Source organism: Pseudomonas sp. NFACC43 (assembly GCF_900119645.1).
Lineage (GTDB): Bacteria > Pseudomonadota > Gammaproteobacteria > Pseudomonadales > Pseudomonadaceae > Aquipseudomonas.
In genome coordinates this window covers 68860-93827 of record NZ_FPKK01000011.1, presented here as the reverse complement: position 1 = coordinate 93827, position 24968 = coordinate 68860, and the positions used below count along the sequence as shown (strand labels likewise).

Annotated in this window: 27 protein-coding genes; 17 read left to right on the top strand and 10 right to left on the bottom strand. The window is 63.0% G+C overall.

All coding sequences use genetic code 11. The annotated features are described in order from the left end of the window. The first annotated feature begins 242 nt into the window (after positions 1 to 242). The 7 genes from BT179_RS18990 (at position 243) to BT179_RS18960 (ending at position 5230) form a co-directional block, all read left to right on the top strand. Complete coding sequence (locus BT179_RS18990) at positions 243 to 458, top strand: DUF1737 domain-containing protein (protein WP_072431410.1); 216 nt, start codon at positions 243 to 245, stop codon at positions 456 to 458. 371 nt (positions 459 to 829) lie between these two features. Next, positions 830 to 1726, top strand: coding sequence for an HTH-type transcriptional regulator ArgP (argP, locus tag BT179_RS18985; protein ID WP_072396092.1), 897 nt, complete (start codon positions 830 to 832; stop codon positions 1724 to 1726). 175 nt (positions 1727 to 1901) lie between these two features. Next, positions 1902 to 2384 (top strand): hypothetical protein, encoded by a 483-nt coding sequence (locus tag BT179_RS18980; RefSeq protein WP_072395709.1) that lies wholly within the window; start codon positions 1902 to 1904, stop codon positions 2382 to 2384. Next, positions 2359 to 2874, top strand: coding sequence for a GNAT family N-acetyltransferase (locus tag BT179_RS18975; RefSeq protein ID WP_072431411.1), 516 nt, complete (start codon positions 2359 to 2361; stop codon positions 2872 to 2874). The genes BT179_RS18980 and BT179_RS18975 overlap by 26 nt, the downstream gene beginning before the upstream one ends. After that, the gene (locus BT179_RS18970) at positions 2858 to 3670 is read left to right on the top strand and encodes a class I SAM-dependent methyltransferase (RefSeq protein WP_072449272.1); all 813 of its coding nucleotides are present in this window, start codon (positions 2858 to 2860) and stop codon (positions 3668 to 3670) included. The genes BT179_RS18975 and BT179_RS18970 overlap by 17 nt, the downstream gene beginning before the upstream one ends. Before the next feature lie 17 nt (positions 3671 to 3687). Then, positions 3688 to 4278 (top strand): gamma carbonic anhydrase family protein, encoded by a 591-nt coding sequence (locus BT179_RS18965; RefSeq protein ID WP_072431413.1) that lies wholly within the window; start codon positions 3688 to 3690, stop codon positions 4276 to 4278. Further along, positions 4271 to 5230 carry an amidohydrolase family protein gene (locus tag BT179_RS18960; protein WP_072431414.1) on the top strand — a complete coding sequence of 320 codons (960 nt, stop codon included), beginning with the start codon at positions 4271 to 4273 and terminating at the stop codon, positions 5228 to 5230. The genes BT179_RS18965 and BT179_RS18960 overlap by 8 nt, the downstream gene beginning before the upstream one ends. 45 nt (positions 5231 to 5275) lie before the next feature. Here BT179_RS18960 and BT179_RS18955 read toward each other — a convergent pair whose 3' ends face one another. From BT179_RS18955 to BT179_RS18935, 5 genes are read right to left on the bottom strand one after another with little or no spacing between them, the layout of a single operon-like run. After that, positions 5276 to 6595: a tetratricopeptide repeat protein gene (locus BT179_RS18955; RefSeq protein ID WP_072395699.1), complete on the bottom strand. Its 1320-nt coding sequence runs from the start codon at positions 6593 to 6595 to the stop codon at positions 5276 to 5278. Positions 6596 to 6638: 43 nt separating this feature from the next. Further along, a complete protein-coding gene (locus BT179_RS18950) occupies positions 6639 to 6890 on the bottom strand; it encodes an acyl carrier protein (RefSeq protein WP_072395690.1) in 252 nt (83 codons plus the stop codon). 32 nt (positions 6891 to 6922) lie between these two features. After that, positions 6923 to 7840, bottom strand: a complete 918-nt coding sequence (locus tag BT179_RS18945; protein ID WP_072431415.1) for a beta-ketoacyl-[acyl-carrier-protein] synthase family protein — start codon at positions 7838 to 7840, stop codon at positions 6923 to 6925. Between the two features lie 53 nt (positions 7841 to 7893). Next, a complete protein-coding gene (locus BT179_RS18940) occupies positions 7894 to 8838 on the bottom strand; it encodes a chlorinating enzyme (RefSeq protein ID WP_072431416.1) in 945 nt (314 codons plus the stop codon). A 51-nt stretch (positions 8839 to 8889) separates the two neighbouring features. After that, positions 8890 to 10275 (bottom strand): AMP-binding protein, encoded by a 1386-nt coding sequence (locus tag BT179_RS18935; protein ID WP_177305130.1) that lies wholly within the window; start codon positions 10273 to 10275, stop codon positions 8890 to 8892. A gap of 358 nt (positions 10276 to 10633) precedes the next feature. Here BT179_RS18935 and BT179_RS18930 point away from each other — a divergent pair, with 358 nt between their 5' ends. Genes BT179_RS18930 through BT179_RS18920 form a run of 3 tightly spaced genes read left to right on the top strand, consistent with a single transcriptional unit; the run spans position 10634 to position 13078 of the window. Beyond that, positions 10634 to 11818 carry a hypothetical protein gene (locus BT179_RS18930; RefSeq protein ID WP_072431418.1) on the top strand — a complete coding sequence of 395 codons (1185 nt, stop codon included), beginning with the start codon at positions 10634 to 10636 and terminating at the stop codon, positions 11816 to 11818. A gap of 20 nt (positions 11819 to 11838) precedes the next feature. Further along, positions 11839 to 12108, top strand: a complete 270-nt coding sequence (locus BT179_RS18925; RefSeq protein WP_072395663.1) for an acyl carrier protein — start codon at positions 11839 to 11841, stop codon at positions 12106 to 12108. Between the two features lie 16 nt (positions 12109 to 12124). After that, positions 12125 to 13078: a hypothetical protein gene (locus tag BT179_RS18920; RefSeq protein ID WP_072431419.1), complete on the top strand. Its 954-nt coding sequence runs from the start codon at positions 12125 to 12127 to the stop codon at positions 13076 to 13078. 4 nt (positions 13079 to 13082) lie between these two features. On the opposite strand, the gene BT179_RS18915 is transcribed toward BT179_RS18920, so the two are convergent. Beyond that, complete coding sequence (locus tag BT179_RS18915) at positions 13083 to 14003, bottom strand: NADP-dependent oxidoreductase (protein WP_072431420.1); 921 nt, start codon at positions 14001 to 14003, stop codon at positions 13083 to 13085. A 15-nt stretch (positions 14004 to 14018) separates the two neighbouring features. Further along, the gene (locus BT179_RS18910; protein WP_072431421.1) at positions 14019 to 14465 is read right to left on the bottom strand and encodes an ester cyclase; all 447 of its coding nucleotides are present in this window, start codon (positions 14463 to 14465) and stop codon (positions 14019 to 14021) included. A gap of 95 nt (positions 14466 to 14560) precedes the next feature. Here BT179_RS18910 and BT179_RS18905 point away from each other — a divergent pair, with 95 nt between their 5' ends. From BT179_RS18905 to BT179_RS18875, 7 genes are all read left to right on the top strand, one after another. Next, positions 14561 to 15472 (top strand): LysR family transcriptional regulator, encoded by a 912-nt coding sequence (locus tag BT179_RS18905; protein WP_072431422.1) that lies wholly within the window; start codon positions 14561 to 14563, stop codon positions 15470 to 15472. Between the two features lie 189 nt (positions 15473 to 15661). Then, entirely contained in the window at positions 15662 to 16285 is a 624-nt protein-coding gene (locus BT179_RS18900) for a CDP-alcohol phosphatidyltransferase family protein (protein ID WP_072431423.1), read from the top strand. A gap of 11 nt (positions 16286 to 16296) precedes the next feature. Then, positions 16297 to 18054: a bifunctional alpha/beta hydrolase/class I SAM-dependent methyltransferase gene (locus tag BT179_RS18895; protein WP_072431424.1), complete on the top strand. Its 1758-nt coding sequence runs from the start codon at positions 16297 to 16299 to the stop codon at positions 18052 to 18054. Then, the gene (locus BT179_RS18890; protein ID WP_072431425.1) at positions 18054 to 19385 is read left to right on the top strand and encodes a phosphatase PAP2/dual specificity phosphatase family protein; all 1332 of its coding nucleotides are present in this window, start codon (positions 18054 to 18056) and stop codon (positions 19383 to 19385) included. The genes BT179_RS18895 and BT179_RS18890 overlap by 1 nt, the downstream gene beginning before the upstream one ends. Then, on the top strand, positions 19382 to 19837 hold the full coding sequence (locus tag BT179_RS18885) for a hypothetical protein (RefSeq protein WP_072431426.1): 456 nt from the start codon (positions 19382 to 19384) through the stop codon (positions 19835 to 19837). The genes BT179_RS18890 and BT179_RS18885 overlap by 4 nt, the downstream gene beginning before the upstream one ends. 9 nt (positions 19838 to 19846) lie before the next feature. Next, complete coding sequence (locus BT179_RS18880) at positions 19847 to 20467, top strand: lysophospholipid acyltransferase family protein (protein ID WP_072395636.1); 621 nt, start codon at positions 19847 to 19849, stop codon at positions 20465 to 20467. 1 nt (position 20468) lies between these two features. Next, positions 20469 to 21401, top strand: a complete 933-nt coding sequence (locus tag BT179_RS18875; RefSeq protein ID WP_072431427.1) for a phosphatidate cytidylyltransferase — start codon at positions 20469 to 20471, stop codon at positions 21399 to 21401. A 59-nt stretch (positions 21402 to 21460) separates the two neighbouring features. Here BT179_RS18875 and BT179_RS18870 read toward each other — a convergent pair whose 3' ends face one another. The 3 genes from BT179_RS18870 to BT179_RS18860 form a co-directional block, all read right to left on the bottom strand. Further along, complete coding sequence (locus BT179_RS18870) at positions 21461 to 22351, bottom strand: MBL fold metallo-hydrolase (RefSeq protein WP_072395632.1); 891 nt, start codon at positions 22349 to 22351, stop codon at positions 21461 to 21463. Between the two features lie 162 nt (positions 22352 to 22513). Then, positions 22514 to 23344, bottom strand: a complete 831-nt coding sequence (locus BT179_RS18865) for a YfaP family protein (RefSeq protein ID WP_072395630.1) — start codon at positions 23342 to 23344, stop codon at positions 22514 to 22516. A 3-nt stretch (positions 23345 to 23347) separates the two neighbouring features. Continuing rightward, positions 23348 to 24967 (bottom strand): DUF2300 domain-containing protein, encoded by a 1620-nt coding sequence (locus BT179_RS18860; protein WP_072431428.1) that lies wholly within the window; start codon positions 24965 to 24967, stop codon positions 23348 to 23350. Position 24968 lies beyond the last annotated feature (1 nt).

Here is a 24968-nt window from a genome sequence, read left to right as displayed (position 1 = left end):
CCAAGCTACCGACGCGACCCCAGGCGCACAAGCCGGCGGATTCTGGCGTAGTTGTAGGCAACGGCGCAAGGCGGTGTCGGTTGGGTATTGCAGCGGTGTCGGGTGGCGGGCCGATGCGGCATGACCGTTGTTTGCCCGGATCCACGGCGAGTAGACTGCCTCACGGTGTGCAGGACGCTCCCCACGGCGGCGTCGAACGGACGGAGGGCATTTCGCTGCCGTCGTACTCAAGGAGAATGACCATGAACCTACCGCCCGACGGGCTTCCCATCTACCGGGTGCTGACAGGCCCCGACGATGCCGCATTCTGTCATCGGGTCAGCGATGCGTTGAAAATGGGCTATACGCTGCATGGTGGCCCGGCCGTTACTTTCAATGGTGAGCGGACCATCGTCGCCCAGGCGATTCTCTGGCCGACAGGCACCCTCACCGCGCCCCCTTTCGCTGACGCCCGATAGCACCGCAAAGCCATGACTCGGCCCGCCGAATGGATTGGATCCAGGGCTTGTCTCAAGGGGCGTTATGGGTCTATTTTGTTCGCATAACAATATAGCCGTTCGGACTATGCCGACGGCTCAGGCGCAAGCGACGTGATTCGTATCGAACAGGAAATACGAACGCAACGCCCCACCCTATGGGGCGCGCTTGTGATTTGATCAACTGGGGCAGCGTTCCCCATGACAGTCTTCCTTATTCAAACGATCCGACGTTTTCGGATTGCCGCTGCCAATGAAAATGTATGTGGGGTGGCCAGTCAGCCACGAGCACACGGATGTTCATGACCCTGCGTTATTGGCCTGATAACGCAGTGGCTTACAGGGAGGTTGTCATGCTGGATCGCCAACAGTTGGAAGCGTTTGCCTGCGTCATCGAACACAAGAGCTTTGAACGCGCGGCCTCGGCGCTCAACATCACCAGCGGTGCCATTTCGCAACGAATAAAGTCGCTGGAAAACTCGCTTTCAACCATCCTGGTCATTCGCGAAAGACCCATTCATCCCACATCGGCCGGCCAGGCCTTGTTGCAGCATGTCTCGGCACTGCGTTCGCTCGAACATGATGTGCTGAGGTTGCTGTCGCGCAAAGGCAATACGAACTCCAAGATTGCCATCGGTGTACACCCCGACTCGCTCAATACCTGGTTCGCCCCGCTGTTGATCGAGTTGATGCGGGCCGAACAGGTCTGTGTCGAAATCATTTCCGATGATCGTTGCTCCAGCCTGAACATTCTCAAGCGCGGGGATGTCCAGGGGTGCGTGTCGGTGGTCGCCGATCCCCTCGATGGGTTTGAAGTCCATCCGTTGGGGGCCATGGAATACAAATGTGTCAGCACCCCCGACTATATGCGCCGCTATCTGGCCCGCGGCATGGGCACGCATTCGCTGCTCGACGCGCCGGCGATCACGCGGGGGCGCAATGACACGCGCCACACCGCCTTCCTTCGCGAACTGCTCGGCGTCTCGATCGAGCGGTTCCCCTGTCATTACTTGCCTTCATTGCCCATGGTCCAGGATGCGGTCCTGGCGGGGCTGGGCTATACGCTGATGCCCGCGGATGTCGCCGCGCCGCTGCTCGAAGAAGGACAACTGGTGGACCTGATGCCGGACAGCAGTTACCGCGAACCGCTCTACTGGCATGGCTGGATGAACCACTCGGTGGTCAAGGACCTGGTGGGAAGGCGCATCATCGATACCGCCAGCAAGTCCCTGCAACCGGCGCCCTGTTGAGCGATCCGCCACGGCGTCAAGGCTCGTTAAGCGTTACTGGCGTGGCTTTAAAAAATCTAACGCGCCGTTTGCACGACATGCTTGGGCGTAGACTCGAACGGACATCAAGACTGGGTGAGTGAGGGGGCTCGTCATCGTGAAAAGTACTGGATCGGATGCTTACCACGCGCACCCCATGGCCCCCGATGCAATCTTGAAATGCCTGACCGACAGCATGGGGAGCGACGCCTGGACACGGGTCCTCGCCCAGCGCTTTTCCAGCCCGGCGGAGTGTGTCGCGGAGATATTCAATCCGCACCGGCCGGGGGGTGCTTATGCTTGCACGCGCCGCGATGGCGTTGCATCGGGTTGGGCCGTGTACTTTCGGTTCCACGAACGCGCCGGTTATGACGGAAGCATGAAGCTGGTGCTGCACAGCGAAGACGAGGATGCCAGTTCCAGCGTTTTCGATGTGCTGTCCAGCGCGTGCGCCTCAAGGGGCAAAGAGCAAGGCGTGCACACGCTGATCAGTGTGGTGGACAGCCATATGCAACGCCACGCCTCATGGTTTTCCGACAGCCCCTTTCTGTTGGGCGGCGCGGTGGGAGCGAGCGGAAATTCGACGCTGAACGTGTTCTACAGGAAGTTATCAGATGATTCGGCCGGCCACTCCCGATGATTTGCCCTCCATGGTGGAAACCTACAATCAGGCCATTGCCGACAAGGTTTTCGCCAATTGTGACGTTCCCCACCACACCCATGAAAAATTCGCCCTGACCTACTTCGGAAAGAACCGGCGTTTCGCCGTTCTCGTTTATCTGTCGAGTGACGGCGAGACGGTCGCGTGGGGTGCCCTGAAACCCTTTTCCGCACGGCCCGACGACGAAACCATGGCGGAAGTCGCCGTGTATGTACGACGGGACATGCGTGCCCGCGGGGTCGGGATCCGATTGCTGCAGGCCCTGGAGGTCTCGGCGAGAGAGGCCGGTTTCGAGTCGCTGGTGGCCATTATCCTGGGGCCGAACCACGCCAGTGCCCGCGGGTGCAAGTCTCAGGGTTTCTCCGAATGTGTACGGATTCCTCGGATCGCAAGGCTGGAGGACACTCTGGTCGACATAGTCTGGCTACAGAAAAAAATGGAAGGGAATGCTCATGGTTTTGATCGTTGACGAGTCGTATCAGCTGGGGACCTTTCGCGACAATGAAGACTCCCTGCGTCGCCTGAAATCCCAGGCCGGCATTGCGCTGGACCTGGAGTTCGATCATCTGAGGCAAGCCGGGCTGACCCAGGGACAACGGGTCCTGGATGTCGGCTGCGGCCCGGGCATCATCACCACCCAGATTGCGCTTCGGGCCCGGCCCAGCCGGTTGATGGCCCTGGACTGCAACGAAACCAGCATCAGCGAGACGCGCAAGCAATTGGCCGGTGCCGGCATCGACGAAGCCCAGGTGCGCCAATGCAACCTGTATGACGAAAGCCTGACCGAGCCGGGGCAGTTCGATTTCAGCTATGCGCGCATGGTTTTCCAGCACCTGTCGGAGCCCCTGAGCGCCTTGCGCAATATCCACCGCAGCCTGGCCATCGGCGGGCGCCTGTGCATCTGCGACATTGACGACCGCTGGTTCGGCGCCTCGCCCCAGCCGCCCGAGCTGCAGTCGTTCCTCGCCCGCGTGGCCAGGGCCCAGGCCGCTCGCGGAGGCGACCGTCACGTCGGCAGCAAGCTGGCGAGCTATTTCGAACAGGCCGGCTATGGCGATATCCGCTGCAGCATGTTGCTGGTATCCACGTCGCTGATCGGGGCGAGCGCTTTCTGCGACCTGGTCTTTGGCTACAAGATGGAAGTGATTCCAGAAGACGAACTCGAACTGGCCCGGCGCGAGATGGCCGTGATCACCCAAAGCATCGAGAGCCCGGGCGGCTGGGCGGGGATCGGCGTATTCTTCGTCTCTGGAGAAAAACAGTAACGCAAAGGAATCTGCGCATGCCTGGCAAAGCCAAACTCAACCAGAAAATCGCCCCCACGGCGCGGATTGCATCGAGCGCCGTGCTCGAAGGCAATGTGTCCATCGGTGCCGGAACGGTGATCGGACACGGTGCGGTCCTCGTCGCGGAAGGTGGCGCGCTGACGATCGGGGAAAACTGCATCGTCATGGAAAACGCCGTGATCCGCAGCACCGCCCATGACGACTGCCACATCGGCAATCACGTGATGGTGGGCCCGCATTGCCATCTGACCGGCTGCCGCATCGACGACGAGGTGTTCGTCGCGACCGGTGCGTCGGTCTTCAACGGCGCTCGCCTGGGCAAAGGCGCGGAGGTGCGCATCAACGGCGTGGTGCATATCAAGACCGTGCTGGAGCCAGGCGCCACGGTGCCCATCGGCTGGATCGCCGTGGGCGACCCGGCACAACTCTTTTCCCCCGACCAGCATGATGAACTCTGGGCGGTGCAGAAGGAGCTGGATTTCCCCCGCTACGTTTTCGGCGTCGACCGCGAAAGCGAAGGCGTCGTCAGGCAGATGATGGAGCGCTACGCCCGCTTCCTGCGCCAGCAGCAGGTGGGCGATGAGTGACACACCCGGGGGCACTGACGAACCGACGCTCATCGACGGCCACAGCCATATCGCTTCCACACGCTTCACACCGCTGAGTTTCCTGGAGGGGGTGGCCGACAATATCGAAGTGAAGCTGCGGGCCAGTGGATTCCCGGTTTCTCGCACGAGGATCCTCGATCAGTTCCAGCGCGAACTGGCCGATCACCAGGGAGATGCCCAGATCGCGGCGATGGACAGGGCCGGAATCAGCCGCTCCGTCCTGCTGCTGCCGGACTTCTCCTTCGCCTTGCCGGATACCGAGCTGACCATCGACGAGATGTTCCAGGAACACCGGGCCATTCTCCAGCGCCATGCCGGACGTTTCGCGGTCTTCGCCGGCGTGGACCCACGCTGGGGGCGAGACGGGCTCGACCTGTTCATCCGCGGCATCGAGCAATACGGCTTCAGCGGCATGAAGCTCTACCCGCCCTGCGGCTACCAGGCCGATGATCCGGCGCTCGCGCCGTTCTACGAATACTGTGACGCCCACCACCTGCCCGTACTGCTGCACATCGGGCCCACCTCCCCCGCCCTGTCCTTTGCTCCCGCCCAGGCCATGTGGGTGGACGAGCCCGCCCGTCGCTACCGGAACATCCCGTTCATCCTCGCCCACGGCGCAGTCAACGACCAGGTGCAGTGCATCCAGCTGTGCAAGTACCGCCCCAACGTCTACCTGGACTTGAGTGGTGCCCAGCACGCGATCGACGCCCGCGGCCGTTCGCCGGTGCTGAGCACGCTGCTGGAAAGCGAGATCAATCACAAGATCATCTTCGGGACAGACTGGCCCATCAACAATCATGAGGCGATCAACAAGCGACTGCGCGCCTTCATTGTCGATCCGGACCAGGCCATCAGCGATCACGATGCGCGCCTGATCCTTTCGGGGAACCTGCAGCGCCTGCTCGACGGAATCATTTCCCCGCAGCGCTGAAGAAAGTGCATTGCACCCTTGGGCGCAATGCCTTTTCCGGCTCGGTCATGCGCGCAGGTGGATCGGCTCCTCGTCCTGCAGACGGTCGACGAAGAACGTCCGAAAAGGCGAAGGATGACGCAGGCTGCGTCCTTGTTGGATGAGCTGCCTGGCACGGTCGAACTGCCGGGCCCGTATGGCCGCCTCGATGGTGGTCAACTCCAGCAGGTCACGCTGCGCATTGCTGCCGCCTATGGCCCGCACCGCCGGCAGGATCTTGCTCAACAGATCCAGGGCGCTGTCGTAGTCCTCCTGCTGGAAGGCAATCAGCCCCCGGCAAACGGTGCGTGTCACGTTGGCGATCATCGGGACCTTGGCATACGTGGAGTCGATGCGTCGCAGGATGCGCTGCACCAGCACCTGGTGATTGGAGCTGGCCATCGCCATGATCGAATGCACATCGTTGAACCAGTACTGCGACTGATCGATGGAAGGCATCCAGTATTGCGCCACTTCCTGCCACAGCTCGGAAACATCCACCCCCGTCAGCGACAAGCGCCACAACAGGCTGACTGCGTCCAGGTCCTCGTACCCGTCGGGGTCGTTCTTGATCCTGATTTTCTGATGGAACGTCTGCAGGACCGCCTCCGGGCGCTGCATATAGAGGTTGAACAGCGCGTGATGCCACCACAGGTGGATGCGCATGCAGAGGTTGTCGCCCCAGTTGTCCTCGGTGTCGTCCAGCCACTTCAGCGTCTGGGCGTACTGCCCGCGCTCGTAGCCGACGTGACAGGCGGCATGGATCGCATAGATGTCCCGGGGGTTGATCGCCAGCGCGCATTCGGCCGCGACACTGGCGGCGTCATAGTCGCCGTTTTCCACCAGGGCAAAGGCTTCGATGCCGCGCACGTATCCATACAAGGGATGCGCGGGCCCCCAGAAGGGTCTTATGGTGAGCACCGTTTCGCGCATCCGCTCGGTCCACCCCATGTTGAACTCCAGCATGTGCACGCTGAACAAGGCCACCACATCCCGCGGATGCTGGGCCAGCAGTTCGCGCCAGCAGGCATGGGCGAGTTCGTAGTCCTGATTGACCCAATGATTGCAAGCCGCCAGGTGCCCCTGCTCGCGGGGGTTCAAACACTCGGGATCGAGACCGCCCAGCAGCAACGTGGCCTGCTGGATCTGCCGGTCCTCCATGCTCGATAACCTGACGACGCTTTCGATCAACCGAGAAATCGGGCAACGCACTTCGCGCCGCTGCAACAGTGGAAGTGGATCGAACTCCATCCCAAGAATGCCTGTCAGGGCAGTCTCCAATTCGTCTGCTTCGTCGGCGTCCTGCACTCGCACAGGCACACCGCGAGAATCAATGAACTCGATCATAAGAAATCCTTCCCTGTGGGTCTCTGCGTCGGCCTGGGCATGCTCAGGCGGCCAATTCAGCGAGCCTGGCCGGGGTGATGCCGTTGACCAGCGCGGCCGGGTTGATCTCGCGATCGAGCCGTTCGTGGATCAGGTTCAGTATCGCGATCAACAGCATCGAGTTGCCCCCGGCGTCGAAGAAGTCCGCCTGGTCGGTCTGCGCCGGGTGCTTGAGCACTTCCGCCCAAATGGAGTGGACCGTGGACAACGGGCCGGTGTCGGTCTGAGTGTGCAGTTCCTGGGTTGGCATGTTCATGGGCGTTCCTCCAGAGAGCGGGATTGGCTGAATCACGGTTGAGGTGTGTATTGGGCAAGCAGATTGGCGCGCAGGTTGGGCGCGTCGATCGAGAACAGGAATTTCTGGCCCTCGGCGGGAGTGTTTTGCCGGGCGTAATCGACGTAGTTGATCATCGTGTCTGCCGAGAAGCAGTGCCCGCAGCGCACCACGTTATCCAGGTACAGCTGGCGACGCGAAAACCCGAGGCGGGTTTCCTTGAGCTGCGTCACGGGGCGGAAGATGTTGTTGCAGAACACTTTGCTGATATCGGCCAGGGTGATCCCGGAAGTCTCCAGGACTTCATTCAGGATTCGCCCGTAGAGTTCGGGCTCGTCCTTGCCGTGGTTGGAGGTGATCGGATCCTGGCTGACGCCGAAACGCGAAGACACGATCTCCAGGCCCGGCCCATCGCACCGGGTGACCAGGCAACTGGCCGCCGAATCGCTGAGCAAGGCGAAGTTGTTGAAGCGTATGGACTCGTCGTAGACCTTGTCGGCGGTGATGATCAGGATGTTGTTGTAGACACCGGCGCGCACCATGCTCTCAGCCATCACGATGGCACTCATGAAACTGATGCAGTTGTTGAGGGTGACGCCGATGGGAAAGGCCTTTCTCAGTTCGAGACCTTCATACAGCCGAACGTTGAAATTGATGTACTCGATCTCGTTGCCGGGAAAGCAGGTCGAGCAGAACATGACGAAGTCGATATCGCCGGCAGACACGCGGCTCTGGGCCAGGGTCTGGCGAGCGGACCTGATACCCAGGTCGAATATATCGCCGTCGGTCTTGAAGTAGCTTCCCCAGCCGAATACCCCCGGCTCGTCCGGATAGCCGAAGCGATCGAGCATAGCCTTGAAGTCAGGCACATCGTGATAAGGACGTTCGACTTCACCCAGGGCGTAGGAACAAGCGTCAATCATTATGCGCATGCGCATTCGTCCTTTTACGGAACAGGGCCGCAGATGCTCCGGCCCTGGAGTCTTCAGGCAGGGATGAACGGCTCGCCCAGCATGTTCGTTTCGCGGATACGGTTATGGGTGTAGCGGTTCTCGCCCGACACCACGACAGCACCGTAATTCTCCAGGCTGACCTCGCCACCGAACTCGTGGAGCATGTCGGTATCGGGGTGGATAAGGACTTCCGGGGGTACGTAGCGGGCGGAGTATCCCAGGCGCATCTTGTCGGTCAGGCCCAGGTGCGGAAGCGAGGAATGCAGCACCGTCGACCAGAAGATCACGCACTCGCCGGCCTTCATCTCGAAGTAGACCGCCTTGGACTCGTCGGGCTTCCAGTCCGGATCGACTTGCAGGTCACGGTAATCGTAGCCCCACAGCCCACGACGGACGCCGTCCTTGACGAGGTTGTTGTTCTTCTCGGGGTTGAAGATCAGACGCTTCTCTTCGTCGTAATGCATCATGTTGTGGGTGCCGGGGACAATCGCCATGCAGGCGGTGTCTTTCATCGTGTCGGTGAAAGCGGTCCAGGCGGTCAGGGTCCCGCGACGTCCCGAGTCATCGGGCCAGACGATATGGGGACGCCCCGCCACGCCGGCGAAGGTATTGGCCTGGTGCCAGTCGGTGCCCGCATCGCCGGGGTACTTGGAGAAGAACTCGGTGCGCCAGCACAGCAGGTCCTTGCCCATGAGGCTGCGCACCTTGTGCACGATCCTGGGGTTGCAGACATGCTGGCCGAGGAAAGGGATGTCCAGGTGCCGGTCATAGTTGGCGAGGTTATTGTTGCCGGCGTTGGAGATTGTATTGTCGGCATACACGGCGTTGCTGCGGTCCAGTGTCTGCAGCCGCACCGTTCGCCATTGCCGCTCCATCTCTTCCGGTTCATAAACCTTGAACGGCTTTACGTATCCATTCTTGAAGAAGAAAGCAATTTCCTCATCGCTAAGTCCGAAGTCTTCTTTTAACGCGTCCAAGGTAAATCTCCTTGCCTGCTCAGTGTGGAAGATCAATGTTTGCGTGACGACTCAGTTGAATACGCAAGTTTCGTATCGGGACGATATGTTCTTGCGCCGCAGCTTCAGGTTCCGGGTCAGCAAACCGTTCTCGGCGGTAAACGGCTCGGTGGACAGGAAATAATTGCGGATCGGTACGCTGGCACCGGCGTTGTAATCGTCGATGGTCTTTTCGATCAGTTGCCGGGCGCTCGAATCGATCTGTTCGACCACCAGCAACATTCCCAGGTGGGGACGGCGGGCTCCCAGCGCCACGGCGTACTGCACGCCAGGCAGGCTGTTGAATGACTGCTCGACGGCCGTGGGGTGAATTTTCTGGCCACCTGATGTGATGATCGTGTCGTTCTTGCGGCCTTCAATGAAGATATAGCCGTCGGCATCGATACGGCCGACGTCGCCGGTGGCAATGACGACTTCGTCCCGATACACCGCCCTGGCGACTTCTTCTGGCTGGTCCACGTATCCGCAGGTCAGCCGCCGATGCGACCTGAGCACAATCTCCCCGTCGCTTTCCAGGGTCACGCTGCCCGGCACCAGTGCCCGACCGACCGAACCCGGTCGATTGTGCTGGAGGGTGTTGACGGCGATGGGGCCGTACTCGGTCATGCCATAGGCTTCCAGAAGCGGCAGGCCCGCCGTGTGATATCCGTCCAGGACAGCCTGCGGCAACGCAGCCATGCCGCTCCACATCTGTCGCATGTTCGAGCCGAACAGTTCGCGCAGCTTCTGGCCATTGCCATCGGCCAGGCGCCACATCGCGTCGTAAAAAAGCGGAGGGGCCAGGAACAGGCTCGGGGAGGTCTGCTTGAGGGCTTGCATGGCGGTCTGCATGCCACTGAGCACGATGTCGATGCCGGCATCGATGCACCCGTAGATCAACAGCTTCTGCTGATAATTGGACAGGGGCAGGAAGATCAGGAAACTGTCGTCCGGCCGGGCGTCGATGGCCGAGAAGAACTGCCGGGCATTGAGCAGGACGGTGGCGTTGTTGACGCGAATCTTCTTCTCTTTGCCGCTGGTGCCGGAGGAGAAAATGGTGGGCCCCGCAACCGCAGCGAAGGCATTCGGACACGCCCGGTTCCGACACAGCCTCAAGCCATGGAATGTTCCAACGGGCTCCCATGAACCAGGGTCCACCTCGTCGCGGTACAAGGCGCTGACCAGCACAAAGGCAATGTTCTGCTGGCCGATGTCGGCCAGGGCGCTGCGGGCGGTTTTCTCGGGAATCTGCAAGGCGATGCAGCCGATATTCAATAAAGCGAGGTCCAGTAAAAAAGCCGCCTTGCCGTTCTCGGCGATCACCGCGACCTGCATGCCCGCCTGAAGGCCTACCTCGGCGAGCTGGCGCGAAACCAGCGAAACCTCCTGGTACACGTCAGCGAACCGGACACGTTCCATTTCCGTACGTTGATGAAACACAACCCCATTGCGCGGGTTGCCTTTCAACTTTGAAATCAGTGTTTGCAGTCCTTCACTTTCCACGCCGCTCGCTCCTGCGTCCGATGGCATCGGTCGTCAGAGCCTACTACTGGCAAACACCCTCGTGGCGTTGCGTTAGGTTTTTGCAGTGGCCTTTAGTTTTGCTAACGCAAGTTGCGCCGCGTGTCGGGGCCTGGGTATTTTCAGGCGTCCTCGTCGCGCCCTCTCTGCCGATCATCAAGGCTGTGGCGGGCGGGTTTGCTTCGAGGCGCTCGTTCGACGATCCACGCCCTGGTCACTCGCCCGTCACGCGGTTGACCCCACCGGAGTTTCATTCATGTCGTCGCGAAACTTGCTGTTCTACGGTGTCGTTGCGCTGTCCACGGCTTGCGACCAGGCCGTATTGACCGGCGTGATCTGGATGTCGCTCAAGCTCTCCGGTTCCAGCGTCCCCCTTGGCGTGGTCCTGTGTCTCTCGGTCGCCGTTCCCTTCGCGCTGGATCTGCTGAGTCGAGGACGAGCGGCCAACGTCGACGCCCCTTGGCTGGTGGCGTTGCGTATCTCGGCCTTTGCCATTGCGGCACTCTTCGCCTGGTCCGGACTGGCCTCGGCCCTGGGTGTCTTCCTGTTGATCGCCTTGCTGGTGGGGACAGTCGATTTCCTCACGGCCAGTTCCCTGGAAATCGAGAACACCCGCCGGGTCGTCGCCGGCTGGCTACCGGCGGACGATGCCGCGCGCTATATGCAAACCGCCATCCAGGTCGGCGGTTTCTCGGGGTCGTTGGCCGGTGGCGCGCTGCTGGGCCTGCTCGACGATTCGGTCTTTCTGATGGCCGTGGCGTTGACGGGGGCGGCCCTGAGCCCGGCGTTGCTGGCCGGCCGGATGAGGCGCAGCGTCATCGTCGAGGCCCCGGGCCCTGCCCCTCGGCAGGCCAGGCAAAGCCAGGACGATACGTTCGAAATGCCCTACGGCTGGATGGCCTGCCTCGGGTTGATCGCCCTGCACATCGGCGCTTTCAACAGCATGATGCCGGTCGTCTACCAGCAAGTTAACCATTGGAGCCCCACCAGTTTCGGCATCGCGTCCGGCGTCGCGGGCATCGGGGCTTTCCTGGCCGCGCTGCTGCCCCTGGGCAAGCACCGCCTGGTGCTGTTCGCCAGCGCCCTGATCGTGGTGGATGCGCTGATGGTCCTGGCGCCCCTGGTGCCGCTGTCGCTGGTCGGGGCGTTCCTGGTCGGATTCGTCACCAACCACCTGCGAATCGCCGTTCGCAGCCAATTGATGCGCTGCGCGAACAACGATGCCCAGGCGGCATTGGTGGGCAGTCGCAGCACGTTCTGCGCCTATTCGATGCAGGCCACCGGCCCCTTGTTATTGACCTTTGCGACCTCCGCATCGGTCTTGGGCCCGACATCCGGCCCGGCGCTGATGATCGGCACCGGCCTGGTCACCGCCATCGGGCTGCTGGGACTGGCCCAGTTGCGTCGCCCCGCGCAGCCCGTTCCGCTGGCGCGCTCATGATTGATTGATGGAGGCATCCGATGAGTTCCACAGAGCTTGAAACCGATCGACAGACCGTGCTCGCGCAGGTCTACGCGCTGATGAAGGAAGTGGCGCCCCAAAGCGTCCAGGTCGACCCGCAGCTGTCTTTTCTCGAAGCAGGGGTGGACTCGATGAAGCTGATGCTCCTGGTGACGCGCCTGGAGGATGCCTTTGAGATCGAGTTCGAAACCGACCATCTGGCCCCCCAGTTCCTGGGCAGCCCGGCAGCTGTCGCCGGGCTTCTCCTGGAGCACTACCTGACTGCCTAGGCGAGGATCGCCCGTCATGGAAGAACAACCGTTTGCCTACGATGTGCACCTGTACGACCGACGTTTCCTCAATTGCTTCCAGCGCCATGCCGTTGTGTTCATGAAACGCCTGGGCATAGAAGTGGACTGGCTCTTCTACAACGCCTTGCCGGCGGTGGACGATATCTTCCAGCAGATGGTGGTGCAGAACAAAGCCAAGTACGCGCTGCAAAGCGGTTATTTCGCCGACGACGACCTGGCGCTGCTGGGCGTACGTTTTCATGAGCGCAAGGCCGAACACCTGGATGAGCTGCTGCCGGTCATCCACCAGCAGATCCAGGCCTACGGTTGCGCCTTCCTGTCGGGGGACGTGTATTACTTTGCACACTGTCCCGAATACCGCAGCTCACATGCCCAGCACGTTGTCGTGCTGCGCCAGGCCCATGCCGACGGCACCTGGGACATCGTCGATGACAATGCCGCCAGTGTGCTGTGCGAATACCGCTACCCCCAGGAAGTGATCGACCAGTTCTTCCAGAACGAGGGCAGTCGCCGCATGTTCTGCCTGGAGTGGACACCACCACGACACAGTGTCGAGCGTTCATTCCGCCAGCGCCATCAGGCATTCCTGGACGGCTTCAAGGTGGAACCCTGGTTCTACGGCCACCTCGAAGCGCTGCTGGACAACCCCCTGGCCTGCGACACGACCAAGTTTCGCGCGCTGCATGACGTGTTCACGCTCCTGGCTGGCTCGCGCAATTGCTTTGCCCGCTACCTGTCGATGACCGGCGTACCCGAGGCGACCCTCGAACGGGTCCAGCGGTTTGCCCAGGAGGCCGGTGTGCTCAAGGGCTTGATGGCCATGGCGCAGATCACCGGCAAGGTCCGTCGCCGCGACTTGGTCACGCGGTGCGCTGCCCTGGAAGGCCTGGAGGCTGACTACCTCGACGACCTTCGCTCGATGCATCGACAAACGGTGGCCCAGGCCTGACCGCTCAGGTACCCGGACGAATCAGCACCTTGCCCCGCGCGTGGGCGGTGGCGACCTTCTCCAGCGCCGCGCGGGTGTCGGACAAGGTAAAGCTCGAATCGATGATGATTTGCAGCCGGCCCGCACTGAACTGCCTGACCGCCTCGGGAAGGAACGGCACTGCGCTGGCGAAGAAGACGAATTCGCCTGTGCAACCGTCCCGTCCCTGGATGTTGAACTCCACCAGGGTCGAGATGTGTCCCCCGGGGCGCAGCACCTGCCAGGACTCTTCGAGCGTCTCGCCGCCCAGGGTATCGAGCACCAGGTCGATATCCCGCACACCTTCAAGGGTCTGGCTCCGGTAGTCGATGACCTCGTCGGCGCCCAGGCTTTTCACCAGCTCGATGTTCTTCGCCGATGCGGTTGCGATCACATGGCAGCCGGCAAGATGGGCCAGCTGGATGGCCATGCTGCCCACGCCCCCGGCCCCGGCATGGATCAGGACCCGCTGCCCTGGCTGCAACTTGCCGACGTCGAACAGCGCCTGCGCGGCGGTGCCATAGGCCGTTGGTAAGGCGGCGGCCTGTTCGAAACCCATCGACGCGGGAATGACGCAAAGCTCGGCGGCGGCGATGACCAGCCGCTGCGCGAAGGCGCCACCGTGGCTGGGAGTGGTGCGGCCGACGACCCGGTCGCCGGCCTTCAGGTGCCTCACCCGCTCGCCCACCGATTCGATCACGCCACTGAAATCCGTGCCTGGCGCATAGGGAAACGTCACGGGAAAGATCGGCTGCATGTAGCCGGCGATGATCTTGACGTCCAGCGGGTTGACGCTGGCGGCCTCGACGCTGACGACGACTTCCTCGGGTTGAGGGGTTCGCAGGGTCGCTTCACCAGCGACCAGCACATCCGGGCTACCGAACTCGTGAATCAAAGCGCTCTTCATTTGGCAGACTCCTCTTCAGGCCTGGGTGGGGAACCGGCCAAGCTGGATGAACACGCCGAACCAGTCTTCCAGGTGCCATGTCGTCGTCAGCTTCGCGTCGTGGAAGCGGTGGAATTCATGGATGGGGAAACTGACTTGCCTGCCGGTGGCGGCGATGCCGAAAAGCTCACCGTCATGGGTGCCGCTGATTTGCGCGCGCACGGCCATTTTTCCAGGCTCCTGGACCACGTCGTGAATAACGATCCGCACATCGGGGAACGCCTGGACAACGCTGCGGATGATGGTCTTGATGCCTTCAGGGCCGGGGGCCTGCCCCGGCGCCAACGGGATGTCGTCCCAGTGCGTGGCCAGCACTTCGTCGACCAGATCCGGTTGTTTGTCGCTGAACGCGCGGTAGAACGTTTCGACCGCCAGGCGCTCGGCGCGCAGTTGGTCGGCAAGGCTGATGCTGGAGATGTTCATCGGTTTCTCGCTGTGGCCAGGTGGGGTAGCGAGATAGTGCGAGGGCGGGATACGATCCGTCTAACAAATAACCGATATGGATGTTTATTTGATTCATGGATTTTCATGGCATCGATTTGAACCTGCTGGTGGCATTCGACGCACTGATGACCGAGCGCAACGTCACGCGGGCCGCGGCTCGGGTGGGGGTCAGTCAGCCGGCGATGAGCGCGGCCCTGGCCAGGCTTCGCAAACTGTGGGGCGATCCGCTGTTTGCCCGCAGCGCCGACGGTCTGTTGCCGACACCCAGGGCCCGGGAACTGGCGGTGCCGATCGCCCAGGCGTTGCATCAGTTGCAGGTGGCACTGGTGGAGCGCCCCGCGTTCAACCCTGCCGAGGCTCGCGCGGTATTCAAGCTCGGCCTGTCGGACTACCCGGCCTATGTGCTCCTGCCCGCCCTGTTGCAGGCCCTCGCCGAACAGGCGCCGGGGGTTTCGGTGAATGTCCATGCGTTCAACGACCGCGACCATACCGTCGACATGCTGGACAACGGCCTGATCGACGCGGCGGTGGGCGTGCCGCCGACCCAGGCTGCGGCGAGGATCCTGAATCGGACCGTGCTCAGGGACGAATTCGTCACCATCGTGGCCCATGACCATCCGGTTGCCCGCCGCGCCATGACCCTCAAGGCTTACCTGGCGCTGCGCCATGTCCTGGTGTCTCCCGAGCAAGACTTGTACGGCGTGGTGGACCAGGCTCTCGCCCAGCAAGGAAAACAGCGGGAGCTCGCCCTGACATTGCCGCAGATGTTCGCCGTCCCCTCGCTGATCGCCCGTACCCGGCTGACCGCCACGGTGATGCGAAGAGTGGCGATGAGCGCGGCCGGCAGCCATAAGCTGGTGATGTTCCCGCCACCGGTGACGCTGCCGCCGATGACCTTCGACCTGATCTGGCACAGGCGCAGCGAGTCCCATCCGGCGCAGCAATGGTTCAGGGAATTGATCGCCGAAGTCGCCGGGCAGCTATGACGCCACGGCCAGCGTGGCGGCCATGGGGACGGTCCCTCTTGCTCCCCGGCACGCGATACCAGCCAGGCCTTTCACGGCAAGATGTAGACCTGAGCCCAATCTGGAGAAATACCCCACCAGCCAGGCCATGACCTGTCGTAATCTCGCACCTGCATTCATCACGTCCGCCAACGTCCCGAGACCATCGCGATGCCCTCGATCTACCAACTCAAACCCGCCTTCCAGAACCTGCTGCGGCCCATGGTCCAACGGCTCTACGACAAGGGCGTCACCGCCAACCAGGTCACCGTGCTGGCAGGTGCCGTTTCAGTGCTGGTCGGCGCGATCGTCGCCGGGTTCGCCCAGCACCCCTGGGTGTTCGTATTGGTGCCAGCCTGGATGTTCCTGCGCATGGCCTTGAACGCCGTGGATGGCATGCTCGCCCGGGAGTTCGGCCAACAATCGCATCTGGGCGCCTACCTCAACGAGCTATGCGATATCATCGCCGACGCTGCCCTGATCCTGCCTTTCGCCCTGATTCCCGATGCCAGCCTGTTGCTCGTGTTGTCGGTCACGCTGTTGGCGTTGTTCAGCGAATACGCCGGTGTGCTGGGGCCGATGGTCGGGGCTTCGCGACGCTACGACGGGCCGATGGGCAAGAGTGACCGGGCCTTCGTGCTGGGCGTGCTGGCGACTGGCATCGCCCTGGGTTGGCTCGGGGCTCCCTGGGTCGATGGTGTGATGGCGGTGGTTGCCGCCCTGCTGGTTTATACCTTGGTCAACCGGGTGCGTCATGGCCTGGACCAAGTGAAGGAAAACGCTCCCTCAGCATAAAGGATCTTGCAATGCGCGAAGCCCAACACCGGACATTCACCACCCATGACGGCGTGGAGCTGTTCTACCGACACTGGCCGGCCGTCGACGTGGCCCCGGGCGAACCCCGCCAGGCCGTGCTGCTGTTTCACCGTGGCCACGAACACTCCGGGCGCATCGCGCACCTGGTGGACGAACTGGACCTGCCCGGCTTCGACTTTTTTGCCTGGGACGCCCGGGGCCATGGCCAGTCCCCTGGCGAGCGGGGCGACAGCCCGAGCTTTGCCACCAGTGCGCGGGATGTACAGACGTTCTGCGACCACATCGGCGCGCAGCACCAGATCGATGAACAGAACATCGCCGTGGTGGCGCAAAGCGTCGGCGCGGTGATCGCCGCGACCTGGGTCCATGACTATGCACCGCGCATCCGTTCGCTGGTGCTGGCATCGCCGGCGTTCAAGGTGAAGCTCTACGTGCCTTTCGCCCGTCCGGGCCTGGCGCTGATGCGCAGGTTTCGCGGCAATTTCTTCGTCAACAGCTACGTCAAGGCGAAATTCCTCAGCCATGACCCGCAGCGCGTGGCGTCCTACGACAGCGATCCGCTGATTACCAAGGCCATCTCGGTCAATGTGCTGCTGGGCCTGTACGAAGCCGCCGAGCGGGTGGTGGCCGATGCCCAGGCGATCCAGGTGCCGACGCAGTTGCTGATCTCCGGTTCCGACTTCGTGGTGCACCGCAAACCCCAGGAGCAGTTCTTCGAGCGACTGGGCAGCCTGCAGAAAGAGAAGCACATCCTGCCGGGTTTCTTTCACGACACCCTGGGGGAGAAGCACCGCGCACCGGCCATTGCCAGCGCCCGGCGCTTTATCCTGCAGAATTTCGAACGCCCCCTGGAGCGCCCTTCCCTGCTGGATGCCGACCGCCTGGGCGCGACCTGCGCCGAAGCCGAATCCCTGGCAACGCCGCTGCCGCACAATTCGCCGCGCGACCTGTACTGGCGCATGACCCGCGCCAGCATGCGCCTGGGCAGCACCCTGTCAGCCGGCGTGAAGCTGGGCTTCGACACCGGTTTCGACTCCGGCAGCACCCTGGATTATGTCTACCGCAACCGCGCCACCGGTACTTCGGCGCTGGGGCGGCTGATCGACCGGAACTACCTGGATTCCATCGGCTGGCGTGGCATCCGCCAGCGCAAGCTGCACGTGGAAGAACTGTTGCGCCTGGCCATGGGCAAGCTGCGCGAAGAGCAGCGCGAAGTGCGCATCGTCGATATCGCCGCCGGCCACGGCCGCTACATTCTCGAAGCGCTGCAGGGTGTCAGCCCGTTGCCGGAGTCGATCCTGCTGCGGGACTACAGCGACATCAACGTGCGTGATGGCAGCGCACTGATCCAGGAAAAAGGCCTGGGGCACATCGCCCGTTTCGTCAAAGGCGATGCTTTCGATCGCCAGGACCTGGCGGCCCTGGAGCCCAAGCCGACCCTCGCGGTGGTGTCCGGCCTGTACGAGCTGTTCGCCGATAACCAGATGGTCGGCGGCTCCCTCGCGGGCCTGGCCGAAGCGGTGGAACCGGGGGGGTTCCTGATCTACACCGGCCAGCCGTGGCACCCGCAGCTGGAGCTCATTGCCCGCGCCCTCACCAGCCACCGCGCCGGGCAGGCGTGGGTGATGCGTCGGCGCAGCCAGGCGGAAATGGACCAACTGGTGGAGGCTGCAGGCTTTCGCAAGATCACCCTGCGGGTCGATGCGTGGGGCATCTTCAGCGTTTCGCTGGCCCAGCGAGTGCAGTGATGAGCGCTGTCATCGCCCCCGCCCGGGAGCCGGCGCTGCTGAAGCCGGCGGTGTTCTGGCTGCTGTTGCTGGCCCCGCTGTTCTTCAGCACCTACGGCTTCGCCACCTGGGTCACGTCCCAGCGCGACGATGTCGGCAGCCTGGTGTTCGGCTGGGAAAGCCACATGCCGTTCATGGCCTGGACCATCGTGCCGTACTGGTCGATCGACCTGCTGTATGGCTTGTCCCTGCTGCTGCCCAACAGCCGCGATGCCCTCAAGCGACACGCCTTGCGCCTGCTCACGGCCCAGGCGATCGCGGTCAGTTGCTTCCTGCTCTGGCCGCTGCGCTTCACCTTTGCCCGACCGGAGATGGATGGGGTGTTCGGTTGGCTGTTCGACGTGCTGGCCGGTTTCGACAAGCCATTCAACCAGGCGCCCTCGCTGCACATCGCGTTGCTGGTCATCCTCTGGGTTTGCTACCAGCGCCATCTGCAAGGTATCTGGCGCTGGCTGATGCACGGCTGGTTCGCCTTGATCGGCGTGTCGGTGCTGACCACTTACCAGCATCATTTCATCGACGTTCCCACCGGCGCGCTGGCCGGCTGGCTGTGTGTCTGGCTGTGGCCGCTGGATCGGCCCAGCCCGTTGCGAAGCGCGCGCCTGAGCCATGACCGCGCACGCCTGCGACTGGCCTTGCGTTATGCCTTGGGCGCGGCAGCGATGTTCATTCCGGCGTTTGCCTTCGCCGGCGCCTGGCTGTGGCTGGTCTGGCCGGCGGTGGCGCTGCTTTGGGTGGCGCTCAATTACCTGCTGTTCGGCGCCGACGGGTTCCAGAAGCGTGCCGATGGCCGGCTGAACCCCGCCGTACGCTGGATGCTGGCCCCCTACCTGGCAGCCGCCTGGGTCAATTCCCGTTGGTGGACACGCCAGCATCCGCAGCCGGATCAGGTCACGGATGGCGTCTGGCTGGGGCGCGTGCCTACGTCGGCGGAATTGAAGGGCAGCCCGTTCGGCGGCGTGCTCGACCTCTGCGCCGAACTGTCCGTGGACAGCACTGGCATCGCCTACCGCTCATTGCCGGTGCTCGACTTGACGGTGCCGACAGCCGGGCAATGCCTGGAAGCGGCGCAGGCGATCGAGAACTTGCGCCCATACGGGCCGGTGCTGGTCTGCTGCGCCCTGGGCTATTCACGCAGCGCCACCGCCGTGGCCGCGTGGCTGCTGCACAGTGGCCGGGCGGCGAGTGTCGATGACGCCATCGGGCAAGTCCAACGGGCCCGCCCGGGCGTCGTACTGCATCCGGCCCACCGCCGGGTTTTGACGCAACTGGCCGAGGAGCACCAGCGATGATCAGCGACATGGAACTGCATACCGTCGCGAGCCTGTTGCGCCGCGGTCACGCCCTGGACCAGCTGTCCACCGGGCTGACGCTGCTGGCGGCGCTGCTGGGGTTCGGGCAATGGCTGGTGGGCGTGATCGACCCATGGTTGCTGCTGTTGAGTGCCACATTGATCGTCCTCGGCTTGCTGGAAAAATACTGGGCGCTGCGCGTGGCATTCGATGCCGATCTGTTCCAGCGCATGGCCGACAGCGCCCATTCGCTGGCCGAGCGCACCTTCGCCCTGGATCAGGCCCTCACCACCCTGGGCCTGCAGCCGGCCGAACGCGCCGGCCGCCTGTGGAGCGAACGCCAACGAGGCGCGTTGATGCTGTTGCGTCGACAGTCGCGCCTGCTGGGGGCACAAGTTGTCTTGACGCTGGGCTTCATCCTGGCCAGTCCCTGGCTAGCCTTTTCAGGATAAGGAATCCTCATGTTCGAACCCGTGGTCGCCAACCTCATCACCTCCGCCGCCCGCATGGTCACGGGCGCCCGCAGCCTGTGGCTCGGTTGCGCGCCGCGGCCGGTGCAGCGGATCTATTTCGCCAACCACAGCAGCCATGGCGATTTCGTGCTGCTCTGGGCGTCCCTGCCGCCGGCACTGCGCAAGCTCACTCGCCCGGTGGCCGGTGCCGACTATTGGCAGACCAGCCCGCTGCGCCGCTACATCATCAACCGGGTGTTCAATGGCGTGCTGGTGGACCGGGAGCGCAAGGATCCCGGGTACAACCCGCTGCAACCGATGCTCGATGCCCTGCACAACGGCGACTCGCTGATCATCTTCCCCGAGGGCACGCGCAACCCAGACGAAGGCCTGCTGCCCTTCAAGAGCGGGATCTATCACCTGATGAAAAGCCATCCCGAGGTCGAAGTGATCCCGGTATGGATCGCCAACCTCAACCGTGTCATGCCCAAGGGCCGGGTGCTGCCTTTGCCCCTGTTATGCACCACCAGTTTCGGTGCACCGCTGTGCATCGAAGAAGGCGAAAGCAAAGAGCAATTTCTTGAACGCAGCCGCGCCGCACTGCTGGCACTGGCCCCGGAGCACGTCTGACATGGATCGATACACCCTGATGTTGTTTGGCGGAATCGGCGCGATTCTGGTGCTGGCGTCCGTCATCGGCTTCATCCTCAAGCTGCGGACCAAGGGCGCACCGAACTCGGTCATCGATAACCTCAACGCGCGAATCAATGCCTGGTGGATCATGGTGCTGGTGATCGGCATCGCGTTCTGGCTCGGCAATGCGGCGGTCATCCTGCTGTTCTACGCAGTGTCGTTCTACGCCCTGCGGGAATTCCTGACCCTGACGCCCACCCGACGCAGCGATTACCCGGCCCTGGTGGCCGCGTTCTACCTGGCGCTGCCGCTGCAATACCTGCTGATCTACTACGACTGGTACGGATTGTTCTCCATCTTCATCCCGGTGTATGTGTTCCTGCTGCTGCCGATCCTGGCGTCCCTGGGCGGCGACAGTACGCACTTCCTGGAGCGTGCTTCGAAGGTGCAGTGGGGATTGATGATCGCGGTGTTCTGCATCTCCTTCGTCCCGGCCTTGCTGACCCTGGACATCGCCGGTTTCGAGGGCCGCAACCTGTTGCTGATCGCGTACCTGGTGATCGTGGTGCAGCTGTCGGATGTGTTGCAGTACGTGTGCGGCAAGTTGTTCGGCAAGCGCAAGATCGCACCGAACCTGTCGCCTTCGAAGACCGTGGAGGGCTTTGCTGGCGGCATCCTGCTGGCCTCGCTGATCGGCGGCGCGCTGTGGTGGATCACGCCGTTCAACTCCTGGCAGTCGTTCCTCATCGCCTTGCTGATCAACCTGCTGGGGTTTGCCGGGGGCATCGTGATGTCGGCGATCAAGCGCGACCGCGGGGTGAAGGATTGGGGCCATATGATCGAAGGCCACGGCGGCATGCTCGACCGACTGGACTCGGTGTGTTTCGCGGCACCGATCTTCTTTCATCTGGTCCGGTATTGGTGGACCTGAAAAAAGCCCACTGAAAGTGGGCGAAGGGAAAGCAGCTGTTCGGCAACATCAGGCCAGCGTCAGGTTGACTGCTTGCCCGTGGCCGACGGCATAGCACTGGAGTCGACCCGCAGCTTGCGCGCCCGGGCCACGGCTCGTTCCCACTCCCGGACGTCGTGGCTGCAAAAGATCTCGACAGGTTGATGATCCCGGGACAATGCCAGTTCCCGCAAACGACTCTGGTTATGCAGGCGTGCCGGACGGTCCGTGTCCATCATGTACTGATAAAACCGCATGCCCGGCGGACAATGGCGTTCGGGTTGATGGACTTCATCGTGAAAGAAATACGCATCGCCGGCGTGAAGCATCCAGCCGCCGGGGGTGCGCAGGGCGATCCCGGCGTGACCGGCCGTATGGCCCTGCAACGGCACCAGGAAAATATCCTCTTCTTCCGCCCCGATCAGCGCCCGCACCGAGTCGAAGCCAAACCAGGTGTCGCCTTCAGTGGTGTAGAACTCCCAACTGTCCACACCCTGCCACTGCCGGGCCTGGAACCGACGCCGACTGATCCAGGTGTTCGCGGAGCGGGCCACCGCCATCTCGTCGCGCATCACATGCACCCGCGCCTGGGGAAAATCCTGGAGCCCGCCGGCGTGGTCGAAATCCAGGTGAGTCAAGAGAATGTGTCGCACATCGTGGGCGTCGAAACCCAGGCGTCGGATCTGTTCCAGCGCCGTGAGCCGATGCTCGAACCGGATGTTGTTGAACGTGCGAAAGAATCGGCTCAGCCGCTCGGGGGTCTGGATATCCCGCTGGCCGAATCCGGTGTCCACCAGGATCAGGCCGTTGGTGTCTGTTTCGACCAACAGGCAGTGACACACCAGGCACGCCGTCAGCCCACGACTGTAGCCATCGAACAACGCCCCGCCCACCGGGCACATGCAGCCGCAGTTCAGGTGATGGATGCGCATGGATGGCCTCCTTTCGCGGGGTGGGGCGTTTGTTTCGGTTTTGTAGGGGCTCTCTGGAATCGACTGGAAGGGGGGTTGGGAATTCAGGGAAGGCGACAGGCGGTGACAGTCTCCTGCCTGTCTACCACCCACGATTGTCCAATAGCTGTTGGCCAATTCTCCTCACGGATAACTAAAACTTTTCACCAGGGTCAACTCCCCCGGCGCCCGCATCGGGACCACGAACGTCTCCATTTTTTCGCTCGGCGTGCCCTCTTCCGTGATCACGGTGATCTGCGCCGTGGTCAGGGCTTGTTTCGCCTGCTCGACTGATTCTGCGTCTTCATCGCTTTCCTCGTTGCGATAACCGCCGCCGTAGTAGTTGACGTAGACCTGGTACTGCCCCTTGATCGGTGCCGGCATGGCGAAGATCTCCGGGCCGTAGCCGGTGGTGACGTCGACGTCGAGCGCGGCACCGTTGGGAGCGACCCGGTCGCCGTACCAGATGTGGGCACCGTCGGGCGTGAGCAGGTGCAGGTCCAGGTCGGTGCCGTCGCTGTCCCAGGTCAGCAAGACCCGCAGCTTGGCCGGCGTGGCGCCGCCACTGGTGTTGAGGAACTGGGTGCGGTGACGATGCTGGCCATCGGGACTGCGCACTTCGACGCTGTTGGTGCCGTTGGGAAACGAGAATGGCCGGTCGAAGCGCCCCTCTGGATCGAGCTTCAACGGCAGGCTCACGCCGTTGACGATGAGTTTGCCCGGCTCGCTCGTGTCCTTGGGCATGGCCTTGATCTGGCCGGTAATGCGGGCCGTGCCGGCCTGGCCCTGGGGCGTATTGACCGACGAGGCCGGGTAGTTGACGGTCTGGCTGAAGTTTTCATCCTCGCCGCCCGGTGCGCCGCTGCGCCAGCCGCCGACCGGGGTGTCGAGTTTGATGCCGTCAGCGGCAACGGCCAGGGGCAACGCGGTCATGGCGCAGAGCAACAGCAAGACCTGTGGATAACGGAGTGTCATGGTCTATTCCAGCAAGAGGTGACGGGCGAGCCCTTCGATATAGTCTTCGTCCTGGCCGTTGGGATGAGCTTCGAAGGCCAGGTGCAGGTATTCATGAGTCAGGTCGAGGCGGTCTTGGAGCGATAGCACGCCCCGAACGTAGATGCGCTGGCGCTCGCGGTCGACATAAGGCCGGCCGAAGGCGAGACGGCATACTGCCAAAGCGCTGATTTCGTTGTAGCCCACTTCGCTTTCCAGCCGAGGACGCCAGCCTCGACGCTGCTTGAGCAGCCATTGCTGGGCAGCCGGCAACGCTTCGCAGGACGCCACCGGATTGTCCCAGCGACTGAGGCTGGCGCGTGGATAGGCATGCAGCAGGATGGCGTCGTAGCGCTGCCCGGCGCTGGCTTGTTCCACCGCCTGCTGCCAGGACAGCTTGTCCGGACCTGGCTGGTCGGAGTGATAGGTCACATCGGTGCCGGCCAGGACCAGGTCGTTGGTCCAGGCGGCGATCGACCGGGTTTCGGCCGTCGCCGGGCGCGGGGCGACCCGTTGCCGATGGCTGCTGTCGTCGATGCTCAGGCAATCGCCGTTGCGCTGGGCGTTCTGCAACAGGTAGGTGCGAATCGCCACGGCCAGGGCCTTGGCCGCTTCGGAGGGTTCGGCCTTGGCTTCGCGCTGCAGGACCCGGGCGACGTATTCCTCCCGGTCCAGCCGCGCCACCAGCTTGCCGGGCGTCAGGAACAGCTCGCCGTCGCTATGGATATCCAACTGGTTGCCGTTGGCGAACTCGACGCGGTAATCACCGCGCAATTGACCCGGCGCGACCGGCCGATCACCCGACATGACACGCTGCAACGGGTATCGGGCAAACAGGCCCACTTCCACGCAACGTCCCGTTTCGGCCGGCCAACGCACCGGCAGCGCCGCGGCCAGCCCGTCACCGAACACCTTCAGGACCTGCTGGCTGGTGCCCCGCCCCCCGGCCCATACGGGCGTCCCATCGGCCAGCCAACCGGCGAAGCCACCCTGGCGCGATGCCGGCCCCTGCTCGCCGAGCCAACTCCAGGTCTTGACCCGCAGGCGACTGCCCAATTGACCGACAAGCCGGCCATCCGAGGCGTTGAGCACCACATCCAGCAGCACCCGACGGGCCTGGTCCTGGGCCGGCAACGTGGCCAGCGCCTCGAGCAGCTCGACGACGGGCACCTGCTTTTGCGGTTGCAGGGCGGGCAGGTCCAGCAGCCAGGACGGCGCCTGGCGAGCCTGCCAGTAGTCGCGCCAGTCCGTGGCCCCCAGCCCGAGCCGCTGCGGCTCGAAATATAGCCCACAGGACTTCACCAGGGCCTGGTCGCGACCGATGCTCTTCCCGGCGCTGCAGCAATACACTTCTTCCTTGGACTGGCCGCGGCACTCGTAGGCCGGTTCCTGTGCATGGGTGTCCACCAGCCAGGCGTAGACGAACAGCTTCCACAGGCTGCCCAGTGGTGCCTGCAGGGAATCGGGCAACGGCTGGCGGTCCAGCACCTGGCCCTGGCCCACCCGCAGCAGCTGGCCGTCGAAGGCCAGGCGCAGTGGCTCGTCCTGCGCTGTCGCCAGCGCAGGAATCAAGCACAACAGCCACCCAACCAGCAGGCCGCGCATG